At 61.3% G+C, this 22,009-nt stretch carries 20 protein-coding genes and 3 tRNA genes; 13 read left to right on the forward strand and 10 right to left on the reverse strand.

All coding sequences use genetic code 11. The annotated features are described in order from the left end of the window. Positions 1-443: 443 nt before the first annotated feature. The 4 genes from B7Y64_RS03570 to B7Y64_RS03585 all read left to right on the forward strand — a co-directional run bounded on the left by B7Y64_RS03570 (position 444) and on the right by B7Y64_RS03585 (position 5,462). Positions 444-2,555 (forward strand): MobA/MobL family protein, encoded by a 2,112-nt coding sequence (locus B7Y64_RS03570; RefSeq protein WP_291323909.1) that lies wholly within the window; start codon positions 444-446, stop codon positions 2,553-2,555. A gap of 81 nt (positions 2,556-2,636) precedes the next feature. Beyond that, positions 2,637-3,278: a hypothetical protein gene (locus B7Y64_RS03575; RefSeq protein WP_291323908.1), complete on the forward strand. Its 642-nt coding sequence runs from the start codon at positions 2,637-2,639 to the stop codon at positions 3,276-3,278. 11 nt (positions 3,279-3,289) lie between these two features. Then, positions 3,290-3,544: a hypothetical protein gene (locus B7Y64_RS03580; protein WP_291323907.1), complete on the forward strand. Its 255-nt coding sequence runs from the start codon at positions 3,290-3,292 to the stop codon at positions 3,542-3,544. A 508-nt stretch (positions 3,545-4,052) separates the two neighbouring features. Next, entirely contained in the window at positions 4,053-5,462 is a 1,410-nt protein-coding gene (locus B7Y64_RS03585; protein ID WP_291323906.1) for a zincin-like metallopeptidase domain-containing protein, read from the forward strand. Between the two features lie 61 nt (positions 5,463-5,523). On the opposite strand, the gene B7Y64_RS03590 is transcribed toward B7Y64_RS03585, so the two are convergent. Next, on the reverse strand, positions 5,524-6,648 hold the full coding sequence (locus B7Y64_RS03590) for a site-specific integrase (protein WP_291323905.1): 1,125 nt from the start codon (positions 6,646-6,648) through the stop codon (positions 5,524-5,526). A 403-nt stretch (positions 6,649-7,051) separates the two neighbouring features. On the opposite strand from B7Y64_RS03590, the gene B7Y64_RS03595 reads away from it, so the two are divergent. Both B7Y64_RS03595 and B7Y64_RS03600 read left to right on the forward strand, forming a co-directional pair. Beyond that, positions 7,052-8,104 carry an extracellular solute-binding protein gene (locus B7Y64_RS03595; RefSeq protein WP_291323904.1) on the forward strand — a complete coding sequence of 351 codons (1,053 nt, stop codon included), beginning with the start codon at positions 7,052-7,054 and terminating at the stop codon, positions 8,102-8,104. A gap of 140 nt (positions 8,105-8,244) precedes the next feature. Continuing rightward, positions 8,245-9,003 carry a 3-hydroxyacyl-CoA dehydrogenase gene (locus tag B7Y64_RS03600; protein ID WP_111864350.1) on the forward strand — a complete coding sequence of 253 codons (759 nt, stop codon included), beginning with the start codon at positions 8,245-8,247 and terminating at the stop codon, positions 9,001-9,003. 158 nt (positions 9,004-9,161) lie between these two features. Here the strand turns inward: B7Y64_RS03600 and B7Y64_RS03605 are convergent. The 8 genes from B7Y64_RS03605 to folC form a co-directional block, all read right to left on the reverse strand. Then, positions 9,162-9,238: transfer RNA gene (locus tag B7Y64_RS03605), tRNA-Asp, on the reverse strand. Between the two features lie 50 nt (positions 9,239-9,288). Beyond that, a tRNA-Glu gene (locus B7Y64_RS03610) sits at positions 9,289-9,364 on the reverse strand. A 37-nt stretch (positions 9,365-9,401) separates the two neighbouring features. After that, positions 9,402-9,477, reverse strand: a tRNA-Ala gene (locus B7Y64_RS03615). 62 nt (positions 9,478-9,539) lie between these two features. Continuing rightward, the gene (gene gltX, locus B7Y64_RS03620; RefSeq protein ID WP_111864352.1) at positions 9,540-10,955 is read right to left on the reverse strand and encodes a glutamate--tRNA ligase; all 1,416 of its coding nucleotides are present in this window, start codon (positions 10,953-10,955) and stop codon (positions 9,540-9,542) included. Between the two features lie 97 nt (positions 10,956-11,052). Continuing rightward, positions 11,053-12,552 carry an amidophosphoribosyltransferase gene (purF, locus tag B7Y64_RS03625; protein WP_291323903.1) on the reverse strand — a complete coding sequence of 500 codons (1,500 nt, stop codon included), beginning with the start codon at positions 12,550-12,552 and terminating at the stop codon, positions 11,053-11,055. A 72-nt stretch (positions 12,553-12,624) separates the two neighbouring features. Beyond that, entirely contained in the window at positions 12,625-13,113 is a 489-nt protein-coding gene (locus B7Y64_RS03630; RefSeq protein ID WP_291323902.1) for a CvpA family protein, read from the reverse strand. A gap of 27 nt (positions 13,114-13,140) precedes the next feature. Beyond that, complete coding sequence (locus B7Y64_RS03635) at positions 13,141-14,001, reverse strand: SPOR domain-containing protein (RefSeq protein WP_024814779.1); 861 nt, start codon at positions 13,999-14,001, stop codon at positions 13,141-13,143. Between the two features lie 22 nt (positions 14,002-14,023). Then, entirely contained in the window at positions 14,024-15,349 is a 1,326-nt protein-coding gene (gene folC, locus B7Y64_RS03640) for a bifunctional tetrahydrofolate synthase/dihydrofolate synthase (protein WP_291323901.1), read from the reverse strand. 36 nt (positions 15,350-15,385) lie between these two features. On the opposite strand from folC, the gene B7Y64_RS03645 reads away from it, so the two are divergent. The 4 genes from B7Y64_RS03645 (at position 15,386) to argG (ending at position 18,473) form a co-directional block, all read left to right on the forward strand. After that, the gene (locus B7Y64_RS03645) at positions 15,386-15,772 is read left to right on the forward strand and encodes an arsenate reductase (RefSeq protein WP_291323900.1); all 387 of its coding nucleotides are present in this window, start codon (positions 15,386-15,388) and stop codon (positions 15,770-15,772) included. A 129-nt stretch (positions 15,773-15,901) separates the two neighbouring features. Next, positions 15,902-16,588, forward strand: coding sequence for a glycine zipper 2TM domain-containing protein (locus tag B7Y64_RS03650; RefSeq protein ID WP_291323899.1), 687 nt, complete (start codon positions 15,902-15,904; stop codon positions 16,586-16,588). 157 nt (positions 16,589-16,745) lie between these two features. After that, entirely contained in the window at positions 16,746-17,063 is a 318-nt protein-coding gene (locus B7Y64_RS03655; protein ID WP_024814775.1) for a pyrimidine/purine nucleoside phosphorylase, read from the forward strand. A 72-nt stretch (positions 17,064-17,135) separates the two neighbouring features. Then, positions 17,136-18,473 (forward strand): argininosuccinate synthase, encoded by a 1,338-nt coding sequence (gene argG / locus B7Y64_RS03660; RefSeq protein WP_291323898.1) that lies wholly within the window; start codon positions 17,136-17,138, stop codon positions 18,471-18,473. 108 nt (positions 18,474-18,581) lie between these two features. Here the strand turns inward: argG and murB are convergent, their stop codons facing one another. Then, positions 18,582-19,655 carry a UDP-N-acetylmuramate dehydrogenase gene (murB, locus tag B7Y64_RS03665; protein ID WP_291323897.1) on the reverse strand — a complete coding sequence of 358 codons (1,074 nt, stop codon included), beginning with the start codon at positions 19,653-19,655 and terminating at the stop codon, positions 18,582-18,584. A 74-nt stretch (positions 19,656-19,729) separates the two neighbouring features. On the opposite strand from murB, the gene B7Y64_RS03670 reads away from it, so the two are divergent. From B7Y64_RS03670 to B7Y64_RS03680, 3 genes are all read left to right on the forward strand, one after another. Next, positions 19,730-20,215 (forward strand): YajQ family cyclic di-GMP-binding protein, encoded by a 486-nt coding sequence (locus tag B7Y64_RS03670; protein WP_024814772.1) that lies wholly within the window; start codon positions 19,730-19,732, stop codon positions 20,213-20,215. 61 nt (positions 20,216-20,276) lie between these two features. Beyond that, positions 20,277-20,927 (forward strand): TIGR02281 family clan AA aspartic protease, encoded by a 651-nt coding sequence (locus B7Y64_RS03675; RefSeq protein WP_291323896.1) that lies wholly within the window; start codon positions 20,277-20,279, stop codon positions 20,925-20,927. Between the two features lie 10 nt (positions 20,928-20,937). Continuing rightward, positions 20,938-21,963, forward strand: coding sequence for an HD-GYP domain-containing protein (locus tag B7Y64_RS03680; RefSeq protein ID WP_114656027.1), 1,026 nt, complete (start codon positions 20,938-20,940; stop codon positions 21,961-21,963). Positions 21,964-22,009 lie beyond the last annotated feature (46 nt).

The raw sequence follows: 22,009 nt of genomic DNA on the forward strand, positions 1-22,009 counted from the left end.
TGTACGCCGCGCGAGTTGATTCAGCCCATCTCATTCAATGGGGAACGTGGTCGATAGCGTGCTGTTTGATGGATGTTTTGCCGACACTTCACCGGGCATTGCGGTCGCGCGGTTTTTTCATGGAATTACTCTGCATTGAGCTGCCGGATATCAGGCACCTTGGGCACCCTTACCGCCCCCACGAATTGGTTGCTCTTTTGGCTGCACCCTGTACTTTGTTTGCATGGGACACAGAAAGCACGAACTCCGCCATCCACTGCGTGTATGGAATGCGCACTTAGCGATTGACCTTGGCGGTCAATCGCTCTCGTGGGCTTCGCCCCGTGCTGGCCTTCGTCCCCACGGCTCCCGCATGCTGTCCGAGGACGGACGGCATGTGCCTAATTTGCCCGAGCTGGCCGGGGTCGGCCTATCGGGTGCGCGAGCAGCGCAGGGCGATACCCATGGCGATTTACCATCTCACGGCCAAGTGGCACACACGAAGTAAAAACAAAAAACTCCGGGCTCTGCGGGCCTACGCATACCGGGCAGGTGCTCGGGTCATCGATCCTTTGAACTCTCGGGTTTACAACTCCACGAACAAAAAAGAGGTCGTTTTTTGCGAGACCCTGCTGCCGCCCGGAGCCCCCGAGTGGATGCGAGATCCCATTGAGCTATGGGGGCGTGCGGTAGAGGGTGGCGAGCGCCGCAGCGATTCTGTCCTTTTCGCTGAGTGGGTGGGCGCCCTCCCGAACGAGTTGGACATCGAAGCCTGCAAGGCCATCGCCTCCGCATTCGTGAACGACTTGGTTGTGGAGGGGATGGTGATTAGCTGGGCACTGCACGATAAACCGGGCAACCGACACTTTCACGCCATGGCCACAACTCGCCACATCAAGGGAGAGCAATTCGGGGTCAAAAACCACCGCTGGCGGCAACTTGCATTGCTGTACAAAACGCGAGAGCGCTTCGCCCAACACATCAACGAGGCGTTGGAAAAGGCAGGATTTCCTCAGCGCGTAACGCACAAATCGTATGCCGATCTGGGGATAGACCGGGAACCCACGAAACATGTTGGGCCGGAGTATTCTGGCAAACAGGACACACCCTACCAAGCCAAACGCGAAGACCGCATGCGCCACAACCGGCGCGTCAAAACCGTCTATCAGCAACGAAGCAAGCGGCGACGTGCCGAAGCGCGCCCAAGTCTCGTAGCCGGTGTGCAAGCGGGCAAGCTGATGACAGCCCTGCGCGATCAGCTTGATGACAGCCGTGAAGCTTCCGCAGCACCGCTGACTCCATCCATGTCGGCCGACGCCGTTGCGGCACACGAATACATGCATACCGAAGAGCCAGGTGCCGACGAAATATTCTTGGCAATGGGACGGGTTCGCGCAGGATTGGGACGGCAGTGGAACTGGCCCACACTCGCAGCCCAATACAAGCGCTTGGATAAAAAATCCGGCGGCGACGTGCTCGACACGCTGTTGGTCAAAGATTTGATCTGGGTAGCCAGCCGGTCGCCCGAGCAGATTTCGGAGTTCGGCAAGCTGGTGCCGCGCTCCCGCATGGCGAACATTGCGACAGCCGCCAGAGCGTGGGCGCATTCATCTCAGCCCGAAGTGCTGCATCTCATAGATAGCATGGTGGCCGGTGCGGCTGCCGCTTCGCCGAATGACTCGGACAAGCAAGCTATGCCCGCGAGCGGCGCTTCGCCGGAGCCCGATTTTCTGAGTTACGCCGATGCTTTCACACCACTGGCCTATCTCATTACCGATATGGCCGCGCTGGTGGGAACCTGTCAGCAGGTCGCGCGCAGCATCGAAAAAAAGATATCCCCAGACATCCTGGCCAAGCGCATAAACCGACTGCTGGCGGGTGATACCTGGCCAGCCAACCAAGCCCAATTGTTGGATGCGCTGATCACTGGCGAAATTGTCTTCGCGGCCAAACGTCGGCAGCACAAACTTGCCGACGCACTGAATGCTGTGCCACCTGATCACCGCAGTCATTTTGAGCACGTTGTTGCATCGGTGCTGGGTGCTTGCGTGGTGGATGCGGGCCATGCCGTGGCATCGCGTGCACTGCCTGCACAAGCCCAGATGGAAGTGCAGGCCGAATGCAATGTGCGGATGGCACTCAGCGACTGGCAGCTGGCCGACTATCCAATACGGTGTATCGCAATGAAGGCGATGGGCAAGGAATACCTGTGGAGCGAATTCCAACGGGACATCCAGCGCCATGCGCAGCATCACAGTGGATGGCAGACAGCATGGTGGCAGGAGAAGCAAGTGACGTTGCAAGGCCGTGAGCTGGCGGCCTTCCGCAAGCACTTACCAGCTTGGTTCGGACTGCCACGTCCCCAGCAGTATTCCCTTGCTGCCCATGACCCCAACCCGTCGATGTCGATGACGCGCGACCTGCGCGGCCCCAAAGCGGCTACGCCCGAGCCCTCACAAAGCGAGGCTGTTGGCTGCATCTATCCTGCGCATCTGACTACCGAACACCAGCCAGATCCATGGCACGTTCATCCCGCTGCGCGCGACAACGGCGCAGCGCCGGGTGCAACGGCATAAATGCTTGTCTGGCCGGAGCACCTACTGCTAGCTTGAACGCGCACGCACGCTGATCGTTCGCGTGCTTTCAAGGAGTTCAATATGTCAGATAAGGCCTTCCGGGTGCAATGCATTCCAGACAGCAAGTTTTGGGAGCGGCTGGCGAACAGTCCCTCCCCCAATGGCAGCTTCCCTGAGGTTATGAACCTGGGCAAGCAGATGAGTTTCTCTTACGCGCCGTTCAATGCGCTGGACGGGTACGCTGACTGGGGCAACTCGCAGCGCGCACTGCATTACGTGGTGCCCCCCACCCCGGCCCCAATTAGGTCTATCGGCTATCTCGTTGCACCGCCATCAGCGAGCACCAGACAAAGGCGCGTGTTTGTCGCGTTCTTCTATGGTCCGGGACAGGCGGTATTGGCAGAGACGCATCCCATGACGTTGCTGCACAAGCCCTTGGGACTGCGGCTGGCCAGCGGTATTGTGTTCGGCGACGACACCTTCACTGTCAGCAACGTAGTCATCAAGGGCGATGACGCACCCATTCGCATCGCAATGGCCGGGAAAAACCCCGCCCTAACCCTGTCGATCACCGAGGGGGAGCCGCCGACAGCGCCCGGCAACACGATGTCTGGCGGCTCAACGCAAGCCGAAGCACCGCTCCTCAACGTGCTCAACATCAACGTGGGCATTCCTCATCTGGCCGCGCTCAACGTGAACTTGCCACTGGCGGCGGTGATTTGATGGCGCACGCTATGGAGCAGTTTTTGTGGGCATGGGTCAAGCGACTGTTACAGCCCTTGTTCGCCGAAGTGCAGCCCCACAAGGTTTCTGCGTTTGACTGGACATCCGCGCATTGGGCAGCGGTGGCTCAGCAATCGCAATCAGAAGTGCAGTCCCGCAGTGCTGCGATGCAATCCAAAGAAGCCGAAAATTTACGGCAAGCAGCTGAAAAAGCCACTCTTGCAAAGCAAAGAAATGACACAGCCATCGGTACGTTTGAGCTGTAAAAAAACATTGCCTTACGCGGCTTCGCCGTCCTCAGAACGGTGGAAGCGGCCAAAAGCAAATAGGTCTCTTCGTGCCTCTCAACTTCGCATCCATCACGCCATTCGCATGCTCGCGTCATGCTGATTGCTTTGAGTTGTAGGCATGGTGCGGGAGACAGCGCGTTGAACATTGTGCGGTCAGTTCATGGTTCGGTCCTGTCATGGGCGAAGGACCGACACCATGCACTTATGCGACCGCCCCACATCCACCGCGAAAGTCCGCGTTCACCACTTGGCCCTGTTTTTGTGCTGGGCCGCTGTGGCGTTCTTCCAGATCGCAGGCATCAAAACGCACGCTACCGGAGGCCCTGCATCAGCTCCCAGGCCTGCTGTGTGTGCAGTGATGCGTCAACGCCTTTTTGGCTAAGCGACACGCATACCGTTCGTCGCCCGCAGCACATGCGAATTGGTGGATCTTCATATCGGCGTTCGCTAGCTTGGGACGGTCAACCCACCCCAGGAGAACCACATGGACAACGACGCCGATATCGACGCACTGGCATTCAGCGCTGTCGCAGAAGAAAAACCCAAGAAGCCAAGGAAGACCACCGCCCCCGTGGCATCAAGGAAGAAACCAAGACCGCGCAGGCCCAAACCAAAGCCTGCCAGATCCCCCGCCGTACCAGCTGACGAATCGACGCCCGACACAGGTGCCACCCTTGCGGAATCGGAGGCTGGTGCGCCCACAGCTTCCAAGAAAAAGACGATGGAGCAGATCACCAACCAGATATACCGCGATGCTGCGGAACGCATCGTGGCACTCATGGATGCTGGCAACTCTATATGGCAAAAGCCGTGGGTGGCGCCACGCGGCCATTCACGACCATACAGCGCACATAGCGGCCTGCCGTTCTCGGGGTTCAACCGATTCAGCTTGATGTGCGAGATGCTCGCCAACGGATGGACCGATGCGCGATTCATAACGTACCGCCAGGTACAGGCCATGGCGGCGAGCATGGCCAATGAAGGAGTGAAGCCAGAGGATTTACCGCATGTCAAAGCAGGAGCGCGCGGCTTGCCCATCTACAAGTTCGGCTTTGTGGAGAAGAAGACGCCCGCTCTGGATGCTGCGGGCCGTCCCCGGATGGACGGCGATGGCAAGCCCATCTTCGACATTGTGCGTGGGCGTCCCTACTTGCGGTCTTACACGGTCTTTCCAGCCAGTGCCATCGCGAACATGCCGCAGCTACCCGCGACAGAGCCAGAGCCGGTGTGGGCAGTGCGCTCGCAAGTGGAAGAGCTGATCGAAAAAATGGGGGTGCCCGTCAGACACACGCCTGGCAATCGCGCGTACTACTCCATCACTACGGACTCGATCACGATCCCCGCACGCGCGCAGTTCAAGGACACAGTGGACGCCAGCGGCCATATAGCCGAGGCGGCGAGCGACAAATACCTTTCAGTGTTGCTGCATGAGGCATCCCACGCCACTGGTGCCAAGCATCGCCTTGCGCGCCCCATGAGCGGGGTGCATGGATCACCCTCATACGGGAGAGAGGAACTGGTCGCGGAGACGGCTAGCTGCTTCCTGCTGGCAGAAACCGGGCTGGCTTGCGCCGCCACTTCCTCAGAGACCACGGCAAGAACCGCAGCGTATTTGAGTTCATGGCGGCAAACGATTCTTGATGACCCCAAGGCACTCATGACCGCATTCGCAGAAGCGGAAAAAGCTGCTGACTGGGTGATGCAACGTCATCCCTTTCAGCTGGAAGCCGCAGCCAAGGCGGCATTCGAGGGACAAGCCATGGGACATGAGATGGGCGCGGACACTGGCGTTCGGCAAACGCGTGACGCACCGGAATGTGAGAACCAAAACAACTGGGTGATGCCGATCAATGCCACCGATTGGACTGGCCTCGGCTCTTTCCCAATGCCGTAGATCCGGCAGCACCATTCGAAATACCCGCCATGCGCACAGGATGACGAACGAGCCGCGCCGACTACCGTTTTTCGCCGTCAAGTCTGCGCGCGAGCGCGTTGGGGCGAAGTGCCGAGTAGGCTTTGAGCATTTCGGACGAGGTGTGTCCGGTGATGCTCATGATTTCGCTGTCGGTCAGGTCAGTGGTCTCAAACAAGCGGCTGACACCTTCATGCCGCAGATCATGAAAGCGGAAATCTTCAATGCCAGCGCGCACCGCGAGCCGCCGGAATCCTTTGCTGGCCGTAGCACTATCGCGCCACATGTGGAAAATGCGGTCTTCACCCTTGACCCGAAGAGTCGCCATTTTTTCGAGAATGGCCAGCGACTTTTTCGACAGCGGTACGGTGCGGAAAGTAGACGTCTTGACGTTCTCTGGCGGGATGGTCCAGCTTCGCCCTTCCAAGTTGAGATCGCTCCACTTGGTTTTGAGGATTTCCTGCATTCGCGCCGCCGTGTTCAACGCAAAGTCGATCAGCAACGGCCACTCTACTTTGTGATCGTATCCCCTAACTGCGGCCTCATGCAGGCGTTCCAGTTCTCCCGCTTCCAATCGGCGCTTGCGCTTGCCTGCCCATGCACGCGGGATTTGGAGCTGCAAGAAGAGATTGCTTGGAAGGACGAAGTCCTCGCGCACTGAATACCAAACCAGGATCTTTTTAAGCACAAAGAAGTGCCGACGCACGGTACTCTCGCTGTACGTCTTCCTCTTGCCGTTCTTGTCGAGCCCACCGTTGTAGTACGGGTGAACTTTCTTGCGAGGCTGCGTGGCCACCTCTGTCTCCAAGAACCGGTCAATCCATGCCTGTATCAGTTGGTTCGTGATTTCGCTAATGGCAAATTTCTTGAAATCTTGGTTCAAGCTTTGGACTGCCATGATTTCGCCCGGCGTCAGCACCCTTTCTTTGGTTTTCAAGGGCTTGTAGTGCTTGATGTATTCAGCACAGGCGACCGTAAACATAGTCGTCTGCGCTTTGCGGCTGATGTTCTCGCCGCGATCAATTTTTCCCTCGATAGCACGGGCCCAGCTTTCGGCTTCATCCTTCCTCTTGAAGGTCTTGCTCAGGGTCCCAGCAACTCCCCGATTGATGCGGCAGTCATAGACGGAGCTGCCGTCTTTAAGCGCCCGTTTCTTGATAGAACCCATCGTAATCTTTCAAGATTCTCCACACGTCGGAGAGATTTTTGTGAGATATTAGGGTTTTATCGTATCAGAAAATCATCGTAACTTGTTGATTTAAAAGGTGAAAACTCAACAAATATCAGCTACCTTCTAAGCTATAGGTCGGGGGTTCGAGTCCCTCCGGGCAGGCCAAGCCTGCATTCACTGCGCCTGAACAGTTCGCTGGAAGTCGCCTGCCATTGGCAGGGGGATTTCCTCAGCCGCGCAGACGCCCCCCTGAAGATGTCAATCCCGCCAGCGCGCCACTTCCTGGTGAAGGCATTGCGCGTCAAGCGCAGCATATGCACTGGGTTGCAACGTGGTTTTATTACGAATAATTCGCGTTTGCTTTATCATCAAGGTTTCCAACCTTCAAAAGATGCACTACATGTCAAAGACCGTCAAAGCCCTGCTCACCGCCTGCGCCCTGGCCGCTGCTGCAGGTGCCGCCACCGCCCAGGAACAGGTGGTCAATCTCTACTCGGCTCGTCACTATTCCACCGATGAAGCGCTGTACACCGGCTTCACCAAGGCCACTGGCATCAAGATCAACCGGGTGGATGCGGACGATGCGGGCATTCTGGCGCGGCTGAAAGCGGAAGGAACTGCCTCCCCCGCAGACGTGATCCTGCTGGTCGATGCAGCCCGGCTTTACCGGGGAGAAATGGATGGCCTGTTCCAGCCTATCCGCTCCAAGGTGCTGGAAGACGCCATCCCCGCCAACTTGCGCAGTCTGCCGGTTGCCGACAGTGGCATTTCGTGGTTCGGCCTGTCCACCCGTGCGCGGCTGATCGTGTTCAACAAGGCCAAGGTCCAGAAAAGTGACGTGGACACCTACGAAGAGCTGGCCGATCCCAAGAACAAGGGCAAGCTGTGTATTCGTTCGGGCTCGCACCCCTACAACCTGAGTCTGTTCGGTTCTGTCACCGAGCACCTTGGCGAGCAGAAGGCCGAGGCATGGCTCAAAGGCATGGTGGCCAACCTTGCCCGCGCGCCCAAGGGTGGCGACACCGACCAGATCAAGGCCGTAGCAGCAGGCGAATGCGACATTGCCGTCACCAACAGCTACTACCTGGCACGCATGATGCGCTCCAGCAAGCCTGAAGACGTTGCCGTGGTCAACAAGGTGGGTGTGGTGTTCCCCAACCAGCAGTCCTGGGGCACCCACATGAACATTGCTGGCGGCGCCGTGGCCCGCCATGCGAAGAACCAGGCCAACGCGGTCAAGTTCCTCGAATATCTGGCCGGCGCAGAAGCGCAAAACTACTTTGCCAACGGCAACAATGAATGGCCTGCAGCGAAGGGCCTGAACATCGACAATCCGGCGCTCAAGGCCATGACGCAAGGCCAGCCCTTCAAGAGCGAAACCATTCCAATCAGCGCGGTGGGCGCCAACATCACCAAAGTGCAGCAGATGCTGGACCGGGTGGGTTTTCAGTAATCGCCCTCCTCTGCGCGCCCTGCTGCGCAGGGGTTTTGTAAAAATTCCCAGCTCTGGCTGGGCATTTTTTTGCCCGTTGAAGCCCGAATGCCTGGGTGATAATTGACGTTTACGTCAACGTCATTCACTGGAGACAGAACATGGAAATCAAGGGCAAGGTATTCATCGTGACCGGCGGCGCATCGGGCTTGGGCGAAGGCACCGCGCGCATGTTGGCCGCACAGGGTGGCACGGTAGTCATCGCCGACATGCAGACGGACAAGGGTGAACAAGTGGCCAAGGACATTGGCGGCGCATTCGTCAAATGTGATGTCAGCAACGAAGCCGACGGTCAGGCCGTGGTGGCCAAGGCCGTTTCGCTGGGCAAGCTGATGGGTCTGGTCAACTGCGCAGGCATTGCCCCTGCAGAAAAAACCGTGGGCAAGAACGGCGCCCACGCGTTGGCCGTTTTCAGCAAGACCATCACGGTAAACCTGATTGGCAGCTTCAACATGATCCGTCTGGCCGCAGAGGCCATGTGCAAGAACGACCCCGAGTCCACCGGAGAGCGCGGCGTGATGATCTCCACCGCCAGCGTGGCCGCCTATGACGGCCAGATTGGCCAGGCCGCTTATTCCGCGTCCAAGGGCGGCGTGGTGGGTATGACCTTGCCCATTGCACGCGACCTGGCCCGCAACGGTATCCGCAACATGACCATTGCACCCGGCATCTTTGGCACCCCTATGCTGTTTGGCATGCCCCAGGAAGTGCAGGACGCGCTCGCAGCCGGCGTGCCGTTCCCCAGCCGCCTTGGCACGCCGCAGGACTATGCCAAGCTGGTGCAGCACATCTTTGAAAACGACATGCTCAACGGCGAGGTGATTCGCCTGGACGGTGCCATCCGCCTGGCTCCGCGTTGAATAAGATTTTGCTATTAATTTAATAGCTATTGACGCTTACCCATCAAGCGCTAGAAGCCAATTCAACACAAACCCCGCAAACGGAAATTTGCGGGGTTTTAGTCGCACCAAGACACAAAAAAACCGCTGTAGCCTTGCGACTGCAGCGGTTTCTTATCTGGCGGAGTGGACGGGACTCGAACCCGCGACCCCCGGCGTGACAGGCCGGTATTCTAACCAACTGAACTACCACTCCTGGCAGGCAGCTTTTGCTTGCATTCTTCACGCAAGCCAAGCGCTACAACTTGGCGACCCCACGGGGATTCGAACCCCGGTACTCACCGTGAAAGGGTGATGTCCTAGGCCTCTAGACGATGGGGTCAAAACCTTGGAACTAACCGATAACTACTAACAAACCTTGGTGGAGGTAAACGGGATCGAACCGATGACCTCTTGCATGCCATGCAAGCGCTCTCCCAGCTGAGCTATACCCCCCTTTGGCAACAACGTTCACATTGCAATCGTTGTCATCAGAGCCTTGAATTATAGACAGATTTTTAGCGGTTTCGCAAACGTGCGACAACTTTTTCACGCCCCACCAGTTCGAGCACTGCATCGACCGATGGCGTGTGGGCGGACCCCGCGGTCAGAACCCGCACGGGCATGGCCAGTTGAGGCATCTTGAGCCCATGTGTCGCCAGCACTTGCTTGAACGCCGCGCTGATGGCAGCCTTGTCCCAGTCACATGAAGCCAACGCATCAGCCAACGCATCCAAAGCAGGCGCAATGGCATCGGTCACATGCTGGGCAAGCTCTGCCTGCGCAGGGGAAACGGGTCCATAAAACACGAACGCCCAGTCTGCCAGGGCCACGGTGGTATCGCACCGGTCCTTGAACAAGGCGCAGATGCGGGGCAAACGGCCATCGGCCAAGTCTGAAGCAGCAATGCCGCGCTTCTCCAACTGGGGGGCGACGAGGGCCGCCAGTGCATCATCGGCCATGGCCTTGAGGTGCTGGGCATTCACCCAGCGCAGCTTGGCTTCGTCGAACTGCGCCGCACTGCGCCCCAGGTGGTCGAGGTTGAACCACTGCAAAAACTGCTCGCGGCTGAAGATTTCGTCATCTCCGTGGCTCCAGCCCAGGCGCGCCAAGTAGTTCACCATGGCATCGGGCAGATAGCCTTCATCGCGGTATTGCGTGACAGGTTTTGCGCCATTGCGCTTGCTCATCTTCTCGCCGAGCTCGTTGAGCACGGTGGGCAGGTGGGCATACACCGGCGGTTCCTTGCCCAGGGCGCGGAATATATTGATCTGACGCGGTGTGTTGTTCACATGGTCGTCGCCACGGATCACATGCGTGATGGCCATGTCGATATCGTCCACCACCACACAGAAGTTGTAGGTGGGCGTGCCGTCGGGGCGCGCAATCACCAGGTCGTCGAGTTCGTCGTTGCGGATCTCGATGCGGCCCTTGACCTTGTCGTCCCATGCCACCACGCCGCCCTGCGGATTGCGAAAACGCAGCACGGGTTGCACGCCTTCGGGCACCGCAGGCAACGTCTTGCCGGGCTCTGGGCGCCAGGTACCGTCATAGCGTGGCTTTTCCTTGTCGGCCATCTGCTTTTCGCGCAAGGCATCGAGTTCGGCCACGCTCATGTAGCACGGGTAGACATGTCCGGCCGCCTGCAGTTCAGCCAGCACGGCTTTGTAGCGGTCCATGCGCTGCATCTGGTAGAACGGACCTTCATCGTGATCCAGCCCCAGCCAGGCCATGCCTTCGATGATCACGTCCACTGCCGCTTGGCTGGAGCGCTCCAGATCGGTGTCCTCGATGCGCAGGATGAAATCACCCCCGGTGGCCCGCGCAAACGCCCATGGGTACAGCGCCGAGCGGATGTTGCCAAGGTGAATGAAGCCGGTAGGCGATGGCGCGAAACGGGTGCGCACGTGTGCGGGGGATTGGTTTTCAGTCATGGCAGTCAGGCCGGGGCATGGGCCCGGCGTCGTTATTGGGGTCGGCAACAAGAGCGGGCTCCTCGCGAAACCCGGCCCTCGATCATCGCGCGTGGCTCTATTGCGCGTTGGGCAGTGCCAGGCGGGAGGTGTCTTCTTCACCCTCCTCCACGCCCACGCGGCCTTCGTTGAGGCGCGCAATGTCGTCCGCAGTGATGTCTCCGGTGACATACACGCCGTCGAAACACGAGGCATCAAACCCCACAATGGCCGGGTTCAGGGAACCGATGGCCCGCTTCATGCCGTCCACATCCTGGTAGATCAGCGCATCACAGCCAATGGCCTGGCGCACCTCTTCCACCGTGCGGTCGTGGGCCACCAGCTCGCTGCTGGTGGGCATGTCAATGCCGTACACATTGGGGTAGCGCACTGGAGGCGCAGCGCTGGCCAGATACACCTTGCGGGCACCGGCGTCTCGGGCCATCTGCACGATCTCGCGCGAGGTTGTGCCACGCACGATGGAATCATCGACCAGCAGCACATTGCGGCCCTTGAACTCGCTGCCAATCACATTGAGCTTCTGGCGCACGGATTTCTTGCGCACGCCCTGCCCCGGCATGATGAAGGTGCGGCCCACGTAGCGGTTCTTCACGAACCCTTCGCGGTAGGGAATGCCCAGCAGATGCGCCAGCTGGGTTGCGCTGGGACGACTCGACTCGGGGATGGGAATGATCACATCGATCTCGTTCGGCGGCACGGTGGACACCACCCGCTTGGCCAGCGCCTCGCCCAGGTTGAGCCGCGCCTGGTAGACCGAAATACCGTCGAGCACCGAATCGGGCCTTGCCAGATAGACAAACTCGAAGATGCAGGGGTTGAGCTGCGGATTCTCGGCGCACTGGCGCGCATGCACCTTGCCATCGAGCGTGATGAAGATGGCTTCGCCCGGGTCGATGTTGCGCTCGAAGACGTGCGACGTTCCCTCCAGTGCCACCGACTCGCTGCCCACCATCACGGTGCCATCCTGGCTGCGCCCCATGGCCAGGGGACGGATACCGTGGGGATCGCGGAAAGCCAGCAACCCATGGCCTGCGATCAGGGCGATGACGGCATACGAGCCCTTGATGCGCTGGTGCACGGCACGCACCGCCGTAAAGACGTCCTCGGGCTGCAGCGGCACGCCCCGGGTCGCGCGCTCGAGCTCATGGGCAAACACGTTGAGCAACACCTCCGAATCGCTGTCGGTGTTGGTGTGCCGGTGGTCAGTTTGAAAGAGCTCGTTGCGCAGGGACAGCGCATTGGTCAGGTTTCCGTTGTGCACCAGCACGATGCCAAACGGTGCATTCACGTAAAACGGCTGCGCCTCTTCTTCGCTGAAGGCGTTGCCGGCCGTTGGATAGCGCACCTGGCCCAACCCCGCATTGCCCGGCAAGGCCCGCATGTTGCGCGTGCGAAACACATCGCGCACCATGCCCTTGGCCTTGTGCATGAAGAATTTGCGGCCCTGCTGGGTCACGATGCCTGCGGCATCCTGGCCCCGGTGCTGCAGCAGCAGCAAGGCGTCATAAATCAGCTGATTGACGGGCGCTGCGCTGACGACGCCGACGATTCCACACATAGTTCGATTCCATCCATTTGCGGGAACAGCCCCGCGGCAATTTTTTGGCAGCGGCTTGTGGCCACCCCCCTGTCACGAAGGCAAATGCCTTCCAAATTCTTCGGGCAATGCAGGCTTGAGGCTCTTGAGCATGCCACCCAGCACCGGTGCACTGTGCGACTCCTGCCACCACGCCGCCTCATGCAAGGGCGTCAAGCCCACCACCACGGCAACCACCAGCAACAACACCACCCCCCGCACCACACCAAACACCGCCCCCAGCGTTCTATCTGCCGGACGCAAACCGATGGCATCCACCAGCTTCTTGGCCAGCCAGGCCAGAAATCCGCAGGCAAACACTGCCCCGACAAAGACCACGATGAAGCCGGCCGCATAGCGCAGTGCGCCATCGGAATCCCCCAGTGGCAACACGGCCGCCACGTCCGGGGCAAACCACTGGGCCACAAAAAATGACGCCACCCAGCCTGCTACTGACAACACCTCGAAGACCAGGCCCCGCCACGCGCCGATCGCCATCGATGCCAGCAGTACCACCGCAAAAATCCAGTCCAGCGATGCCATGGTGAGCAATGGTGAAACCGCCTGCAGTTACAGCGTCAACACCGAGGCCGACAACCCCAGTCCCTTGATGCGGCTGGCGGCCTTGTCTGCTTCGGCGCGGCTGGTCAGGGGCCCCACACGCACACGCACGCGCTTTCCGTCCTTGGTATCCACCACCTGGGTGTAGGTCTTGAGCCCAGCCCGCTCCAGCTTGGTGCGCGCCTCGCGGGCCTTGTCGGCATCGGCAAAGGCGCCTACCTGAACGATGAACCGGCCTTCCTCGGCTTGTGCACCGGCGGCGGGCTGTGCAGAGCGCCCTTCCAGCAAGGCCCGGGCCCGCGCCGACTCATCGACCGCCGCAGGCTTACGCTCGGGGACAGACGGCTTGGGCTCTGGCTTGGGTTTGGGCTCCGGCTTCGGCTCGGGCAACGCTGCGGGCTTTGGCTTGGCATCCGGCTTGGCGGTGGACTTTTCCGCTGCAGGCTCTCCCGCCGCCGGCTTGTCTGCACTGCGGCGGCTGGCCACCAGCTCCTCGCCGTCACCCAGCCCGGCCCCGGCAGCGCTGCGCTCCGGTGCCTGCGATGATGCGGCCGCTGGCGATCTGGACTGCGACACAGCGGACCGCGTTGCAGGTGAATCGTGCGTTGCCGCTGGCACGACCAGCGGCGCTACCTTGTTGCGGTCGGGGATCTCAATGGGAATATCCACCGGGATGGGGCGTGGCTGGGTATCAAACAGCAACGGAAAGCCCACCACGCCGAGCAAAACCAGCACCGCAGCGCCGATCAGACGATGCCGTGCGCGCCGGCGCATGACTTCGATGCTCTCGGCTTGGGCCGAACGGGAACGCTTGGCCGGCTTGTCGGCCTGTTCACTCTGACCGGGCCACCGAAACTTGAAAAATGCCATGGAGTAGAGACTCGTGCGGAGCTTATGCGCCCAGATGTTTGGCGTGCAGGCGGGGGATTCCGTTGATCAGCACACCACCCACCGTGTAAAACGAGCCAAAGACCACAATTCTATCAGCGGGGTCTGCCGCAGCCACCGCTGCCTGAAGGGCCTGCAAGGGGTCGGAGTGGACACTGGTGTTTACCTGCCGCAGGCCGCCCGACACCATCTGCAGCGCATTCCATTTCTGCTGCAGCACGGCGCCCTTTTCGGCGCGTGGCGTGGGCAGATCGGTGAAATACCAGTGGTCTACCAGCGGCCCCACCTTGGCCAGCATGGGGGCCAGATCCTTGTCGGCCATGGCGCCAAACACGGCGTGCGTTGCCGGGAAATAGCCCATGGCATCCAGGTTGGCCGTGAGCGCCGCCACGGAATGCGGGTTGTGCGCCACGTCCAGCACCAGTGTCGGCTGCCCCGGCACGATCTGAAAACGGCCCGGCAATTCAACCAGTGCCAGGCCATTGCGCACGGCCTGCGCCGTCACGGGCAGGCGTGTGCGCAGCGCCTCAAACGCCGCCAGCACCCCCGAGGCATTCACCAGCTGGTTGGCCCCGCGCAGCGCCGGATAGGCCAGCCCGGCATAACGCCGCCCGCGCCCGGCCCAGCTCCACTGTTGCTTGTCGCCCGAAAAATTGAAGTCGTGACCAAAACGCCAGAGGTCGGCCCCCATTTCGCGCGCATGGTCGATCACGCTTTGCGGCGCCATCGGGTCGCTCACCACCACCGGGCGGCCCGTGCGCATGATGCCGGCCTTTTCACGCCCGATGCTTTCGCGGTCCGGCCCCAGGTATTCGGTGTGGTCGATGTCGATGCTGGTGATGATGGCGCAGTCTGCGTCGATGATGTTGGTGGCGTCCAGCCGGCCGCCCAGCCCCACCTCCAGGATGGCCACATCCAGCAGCGAATGGCTCATCAGGCGCAGAATGGCCAGCGTGGTGAACTCAAAATAGGTCAGCGAAACATCATTGCCATTGAGCGTTCTTGCGCTTTCCACCGCTTCAAAGTGCGCTATCAGATCAGAAGCATTTACAGCTTCGCCATGCACGCGGCAGCGCTCTTCAAAATGCACCAGGTGCGGCGAGGTGTACACCCCGGTGCGAAAACCGGCTTGCTCGGCCACGGCCTCCAGCATGGCGCAGGTAGAGCCCTTGCCATTGGTGCCGGCGACGGTGATCACAGGGCAGTCAAAACGCAGGCCCATGCGGGTGGCCACTTCGCGAACCCGCTCCAGGCCCATGTCGATGTTCTGCGGGTGCAGCAGCTCGCAATGGCGGAGCCAGCCTTCCAGTGTGTGAATTTTGGTGTGCATACGCGGGCAATTGTCGCTTAGCGGATGATGGCGGTCATGCAAACACCCCTCATCACCTTGTACGGAATCCCCAACTGCGACACCGTCAAAAAGTCGCGCGCCTGGCTCACCGAGCAGGGGCTTGACCACACGTTTCACGATTTCAAGAAGCAAGGTGTTCCGGTGGGGCGCCTGCCCGACTGGCTGGCCGCCGTGGGCTGGCAAAAGCTGGTGAACCGCCAGGGAACCACCTGGCGCAAGCTGGACCCCGGCACCCAGGCGGCCGTGCAAGACGATGCCAGCGCCAGCCAGTTGATGCAGGCGCAGCCCAGCATCATCAAACGCCCGGTGGTGGAATGGCGCCAGGGGGAACGCACTGCCATCACGGTCGGCTTTGATGCGGCGCACTGGCAGACGCTGCGCACAGCGCTGGCAAATGAATGAAACCCAGGAACCCCGCCGAGGCGTGGTTCTTTACCCAGCTTTACGGTGCCGTGCCGGCGGATTGACACGGCGCACCTCAACTTTTTTTCAGTCTGGCGCGTTATGTACCGAACTGTCAGGAGTTACCTCATGAAGAAGACCGCCCTATTTCTCGGCGCACTCGCCGTGGCCACTGTCGCAACAGCGCAGGAGCAAGGCCGTGTGCTGTCAGCCACCCCCGTGGTGCAGCAAGTGGGCATTCCGCAGCAGGTGTGCGGCAACGAAACCGTTTACGGCGGCGCGCCCAACTCGGGCGCCGGAGCCTTGCTGGGCGCCATTGCCGGTGGTGCGGCAGGGAATGCCGTGGGCCATGGCAGCGGGCGCGCTGCCGCCACTGCGCTGGGCGTGATCGGTGGCGCCTTGCTGGGCAACCAGATCGAAGGCAACGGCCAGCCCCGGTACGAGAACGTACAGCGCTGTACCACCGAAACCTATTACGAGGACCGCACCGTGGGCTATGACGTGGTGTATGAATATGCCGGGCGCCAGTACAACACCCGCACCCAGGCCGATCCGGGACCGTGGATTGCGCTCAGCGTTCAGCCGCTGACCGGCACCCAGGGCAGGATCTACTCCACACAGCCCGATTCGTACCGGCAGCAGGGCGTGTATTCGCAGCCCGGGGTGGTCACGTCCACATACCGCACGCAACCCACCTACGCCGTCCAGCCTGCCTATCCGGATCAACCCGTTTACGTGAGCCCGCCTGCGATGGTGATCGAGTACGGCTACGGTCGCCCCTCCTACCCCACCCACCGCAACCCCCACTGGCGCTGAGCAGCCTTTAGCGCATTGCGTCACCAGAGCCCCCTCGTAGGGGCTCTTTTTTTGCCCCGATGCGCCAGCAAACGCCAGCGCAACCGTGCCCCACGGCGCCCAGGCCGTGCCCCCTGCCCTAAAATCACCGGTTTCCTTCTTTCTACCCCGCGCATCCATGACCACCGAAAAAATCGACGGCGTGTCCGTCACGACCAAGGCCAGTGTTTATTTCGACGGCAAATGCGTGAGCCATGGCATCACGTTCCCCGACGGCACGAAAAAATCGGTGGGCGTGATCCTGCCCGCCACGCTGACGTTCAACACCGGCGCGCCCGAGATCATGGAATGCGTGGCTGGTTCGTGCGAGTACAAGCTTGCGGGCAGCGACGCCTGGGTGAAGTCCTCCGCCGGCGAGCAATTCAATGTGCCCGGCAACTCGAAGTTCGACATCCGCGTGACCGAGGCCTACCACTACATCTGCCACTTCGGCTGATTTTTTTAGTCTTTTTGGCATCTACCGCTTATCCAGTAAGCGCGAGCAGCTATCATTTTTGAGAAACATTCCATGGCTACCATCCTTCAAAACCTCCCCCTCGGCCAGAAGGTCGGCATCGCGTTTTCCGGCGGCCTGGACACCAGCGCGGCCCTGCGCTGGATGAAGAACAAGGGCGCCCTGCCCTACGCCTACACGGCCAACCTGGGCCAGCCCGACGAGCCCGACTACGACGCCATCCCGCGCAAGGCCATGGAATACGGCGCCGAGCTGGCGCGCCTGATCGACTGCCGCACGCAACTGGCCCACGAAGGCATCGCCGCGCTGCAGGCCGGCGCCTTCCACATCAGCACCGCCGGCGTGACCTACTTCAACACCACGCCGCTGGGCCGCGCCGTCACCGGCACCATGCTGGTGTCGGCCATGAAGGAAGACGACGTCCACATCTGGGGCGATGGTTCCACCTTCAAGGGCAACGACATCGAGCGCTTCTACCGCTACGGCCTGCTCACCAACCCCTCGCTGCGCATCTACAAGCCCTGGCTGGACCAGCAGTTCATCGACGAACTGGGCGGCCGCGCCGAGATGTCGGCCTTCATGACCCAGCAAGGCTTTGGCTACAAGATGAGCGCCGAGAAGGCCTACAGCACCGACAGCAACATGCTGGGCGCCACCCACGAGGCCAAGGACCTCGAATTCCTCTCCAGCGGCATCCGCATCGTGAACCCCATCATGGGCGTGGCGTTCTGGAAGGACGATGTCGTGGTCAAGGCCGAGGAAGTGTCGGTCACCTTCAACGAAGGCCAGCCCGTGGCGCTGAACGGCAAGGAATACACCGACCCGGTCGAGCTGATCCTCGAAGCCAACCGCATTGGCGGCCGCCACGGCCTCGGGATGAGCGACCAGATCGAGAACCGCATCATCGAGGCCAAGAGCCGCGGCATCTACGAGGCCCCGGGCCTGGCGCTGCTGCACATCGCCTACGAGCGCCTGGTGACTGGCATCCACAACGAGGACACCATCGAGCAGTACCGCATGAACGGTCTCAAACTCGGCCGCCTGCTCTACCAGGGCCGCTGGTTCGACCCCCAGGCCATCATGCTGCGCGAAACCGCCCAGCGCTGGGTGGCGCGCGCCATCACCGGCACCGTCACGCTGGAACTGCGCCGCGGCAACGACTACTCGCTGCTGAACACCGAATCCCCCAACCTGACCTACGCGCCCGAGCGCCTGTCGATGGAAAAGGTGGAAGACGCGCCGTTCTCGCCCGCCGACCGCATCGGCCAGCTCACCATGCGCAACCTCGACATCGTGGACACGCGCGCCAAGCTGATGACCTACGCCCAGTCCGGCCTGCTGACGCTGGGCCAGGGTTCGCCGCTGCCGCAGCTGAGCAACGACGACAAATAAGCCCGCGTCACGCGCGCAACAAAAAACCGCCCTCGGGCGGTTTTTTTATGGTCTTTTTGACCTTTGGCGCTTATGCAGCAAGCGCCATTAGCTATATTTAATATAGCATCACCACACTACCGGCTCGGGCTCCAGCCGGATGCCAAAGCGCTCGTACACGCTGGTCTGGATGGCGCGGGCCAGCGTCATCACCTCGCCGCCGGTCACGCTGTCAGTTCCCTGGCCGCGGTTGACCAGCACCAGCGCCTGCTTTTCGTACACCCCGGCCTTGCCCACGCTCTTGCCTTTCCAGCCGCACGCATCAATGAGCCAGCCTGCCGCCAGCTTGATGCTGCCATCCGGCATGGGGTAGTGCACGATCTTGGGGTCGCGGGCGATGATGTCGACACACTGCTCTGGCGTCACCGTGGGGTTCTTGAAGAAGCTGCCGGCGTTGCCCAGCACCGCCGGGTCGGGCAGCTTGGCGCGGCGAATGTCGCACACCCAGTCAAAAATCTGCTGCGCCGTGGGCTGATCGACCCCCGCCTCAATGCGCCGCCGCTCCAGATCGAGATATCCGAGCACCGGTTGCCACGGCTTGGGCAGCCGAAAGCGCACATGGGTGATCACGGCGCGGCCTGCCAGGCCCATGCCACGCGGCATTGAGCTGCCGTCCGTCGATTCGGAAGGTGCGTGCTTGAAAACGGAGTCGCGGTAGCCAAAACCGCATTGCGCGGCGTCCAGGCTGAAAGGCTGGCCGGTGGGCAGATCAATGGCATCCAGCGACTCAAACCGGTCCTGCAACTCGACGCCATACGCACCAATGTTCTGCACCGGCGACGCACCCACCGTGCCGGGGATCAGCGCCAGGTTTTCGAGCCCCGGAAATCCCTGCGCCAGTGTCCAGGCCACCGCGTCGTGCCAGACCTCGCCCGCGCCCGCCTCGACGATCCAGGCCCGATCGGTCTCTTGCACCAGGCGCAGGCCCTTGATCTCCATCTTCAGCACCACGGGCTTGACATCGCCCGTCAGGATGATGTTGCTGCCGCCGCCCAGCACCCATTTCGGCGCGGGCGCCAGTTCCGGATCGGCCAGAACAGCGTGCAAATCTGCCACGGAGCGCACGCGCACCAGGGTTTGGGCACGTGCAACGATGCCAAAGGTGTTCCAGGGCTGCAAAGGGGCGTTTTTCTCGACTACCATTGGCCCGATTGTCGCACCGGGTCCTTTCGGCCTTCTGTGAATTGCTCCCGTTTCCCCTGAGATTGAGAACCGCCATGCCCTCTTTTGACACCATCTGTGAAGCCAACCTCGTTGAAGTGAAGAATGCGGTGGAAAACACCGTCAAGGAAATCACGACCCGCTTTGATTTCAAGGGCACCTCTGCCAGCATTGAAATCAAGGACAAGGAAATCACCATGGTGGGCGATGCCGAGTTCCAGCTCACCCAGATCGAGGACGTGCTGCGCAACAAGCTCACCAAGCGCAATGTGGACGTGCGCTTTCTCGACATGGGCGACGTGCAGAAAATGGGCGGCGACAAGGTCAAGCAGGTCATCAAGGTGCGCAACGGCATCGAGAGCGAGCTGGCCAAGAAACTGCAAAAGCTCATGAAAGAGAGCAAACTCAAGGTGCAAGCCGCCATCCAGGAGGACAAGGTGCGTGTGACGGGCGCCAAGCGCGACGACCTGCAGGCGGCCATGGCGCTGATCCGCAAGGAGATCAACGACGTGCCCCTGTCGTTTGACAACTTTCGCGACTGAACACAGGGCCTGCCCCCGTTTCGCCGAACACCCACTGCACCCTGGGGCGCCGCCATTCACCATGAAAAAGCACCTTTTGCACCCCGCCGCTGCGCTGCTGGCCGCCGCGCTGCTGGCGCCGCTGTTTGCGCGCGCTCAATCGGTGGCCCTGGGCGGCATTCTGGGCACCAAGGCGCTGCTCATCGTCAACAACGGTGCGCCCAAGGGTGTGGGGGCCGGTGAGTCCCATCAGGGAGTGAAGGTGGTCGCCGTTGGCAAGGACGAGGCCATGGTCGAAATCTCGGGTGCCCGGCGCACCCTGCATCTTGGCGAGGCCCCGGTGAGCGTGGGCAGCAAGAGCGGCGGCAAGCGCGTGGTGTTGACCGCCGACGGCCGGGGGCATTTCATCAACAGCGGCACCATCAACGGCAGCGTCATGCAATACATGGTGGACACGGGCGCCTCTACCGTGGCCATCGGGCGCCCCGATGCGGAACGCATGGGCCTGAAATACCTGAGCGGCCAGCCCGTGCGCATGAGCACCGCCAACGGCGTTGCCCAGGGATGGCGCATGAAACTCGATTCGGTGCGCATCGGTGATGTCGAGGTGTTTGGCGTGGAAGCCATCGTCACGCCCCAGTCCATGCCCTTCGTGCTGCTGGGCAACAGCTTTCTGACCGAGTTCCAGATGACCCGCACCAACGACCAGATGGTGCTGGAAAAGCGCCACTGACCTGCTGCCCATGGCTGCCCGACTTCCCCCCGGAAACCAGCGCCACGATGGCGAATATGAAGACCTTCTGAGCCTGTGGTCCGATCTGGAATCGGCGCTGTCCGTCGTGCTCTCGGCGCCGCTGCGGGTGCAGGATTTTCCGGCCAAGGTGCGCCAGGTCGACCGCTGGCTGCAAGACCTGGTGGCCCACGACATCGACGCCGCGCTGTACCTGATGTTCCAGCTGGCCTCCACCTCCTCGGTGGGCTACAGCGCATCGCACGCGCTGGTGTGCGGCACCCTGTGCCACATCATGGCGCAAGAGCTGCAGCTGCCTCCCCGCGAGCGCGACAGCCTGGTGCGCGCCGCCCTCACCATGAACATCGCCATGACGGCGTTGCAGGACGTGCTGGCCGGCCAGCGGGAAAAACCCACGGCAGCACAGCAGGATGCGATTCGCAATCACCCCCAGGAGAGCCAGGCACTGCTCGAACGCCTGTTCATCACCGACAACCTCTGGCTGGACGTGGTGGGCCAGCACCACGCCAGCATTTCCGACCGCGTGCCGCTGGCCAGCCAGGAGCCGCACGACCGGCTCACCCGCATCCTGGGCACCATCGACCGCTATGCCGCCATGATCAGCCCTCGCAAGTCGCGCGCTGGCCGCAGCGCCACCGATTCGGTGCGCGCCATCGTGGGCCATGAAGTCGACCAGCGCGACGAGGTGAGCTACACGCTGGTGCGCTCGGTGGGGCTGTGCCCGCCCGGCACCTTTGTGCGCCTGGACAATGGCGACACGGCTATCGTGCTGCGCCGGGGTGAAAAGGCCAACCAGCCCCTGGTGGCCAGCCTGCTCGACCGTGCCGGGGCGCACCACGCGCGGCCGGGCATCTACCAGACCGGCATGACGAACAAGCCGCGCATCCAGTCGGCACTGGCCCGCTCCGCCGTGGCGGTGGCACTCAACCACCGCACCATGGTGCGGCTGGGGGTGTATGCAGCGGCCCCGCACAACTCGGGGCTGATGGGCCTGGTGACTGTGCCCGGAGCCCTGTAAGCACCCCACCAGGGGCAGAACCAGTCAGCGCAAACGCGCGCCCGAA

This window comes from Acidovorax sp. 35-64-16, from assembly GCF_002281195.1.
In the GTDB taxonomy this organism is placed as follows: Bacteria; Pseudomonadota; Gammaproteobacteria; order Burkholderiales; family Burkholderiaceae_C; genus Acidovorax; species Acidovorax defluvii.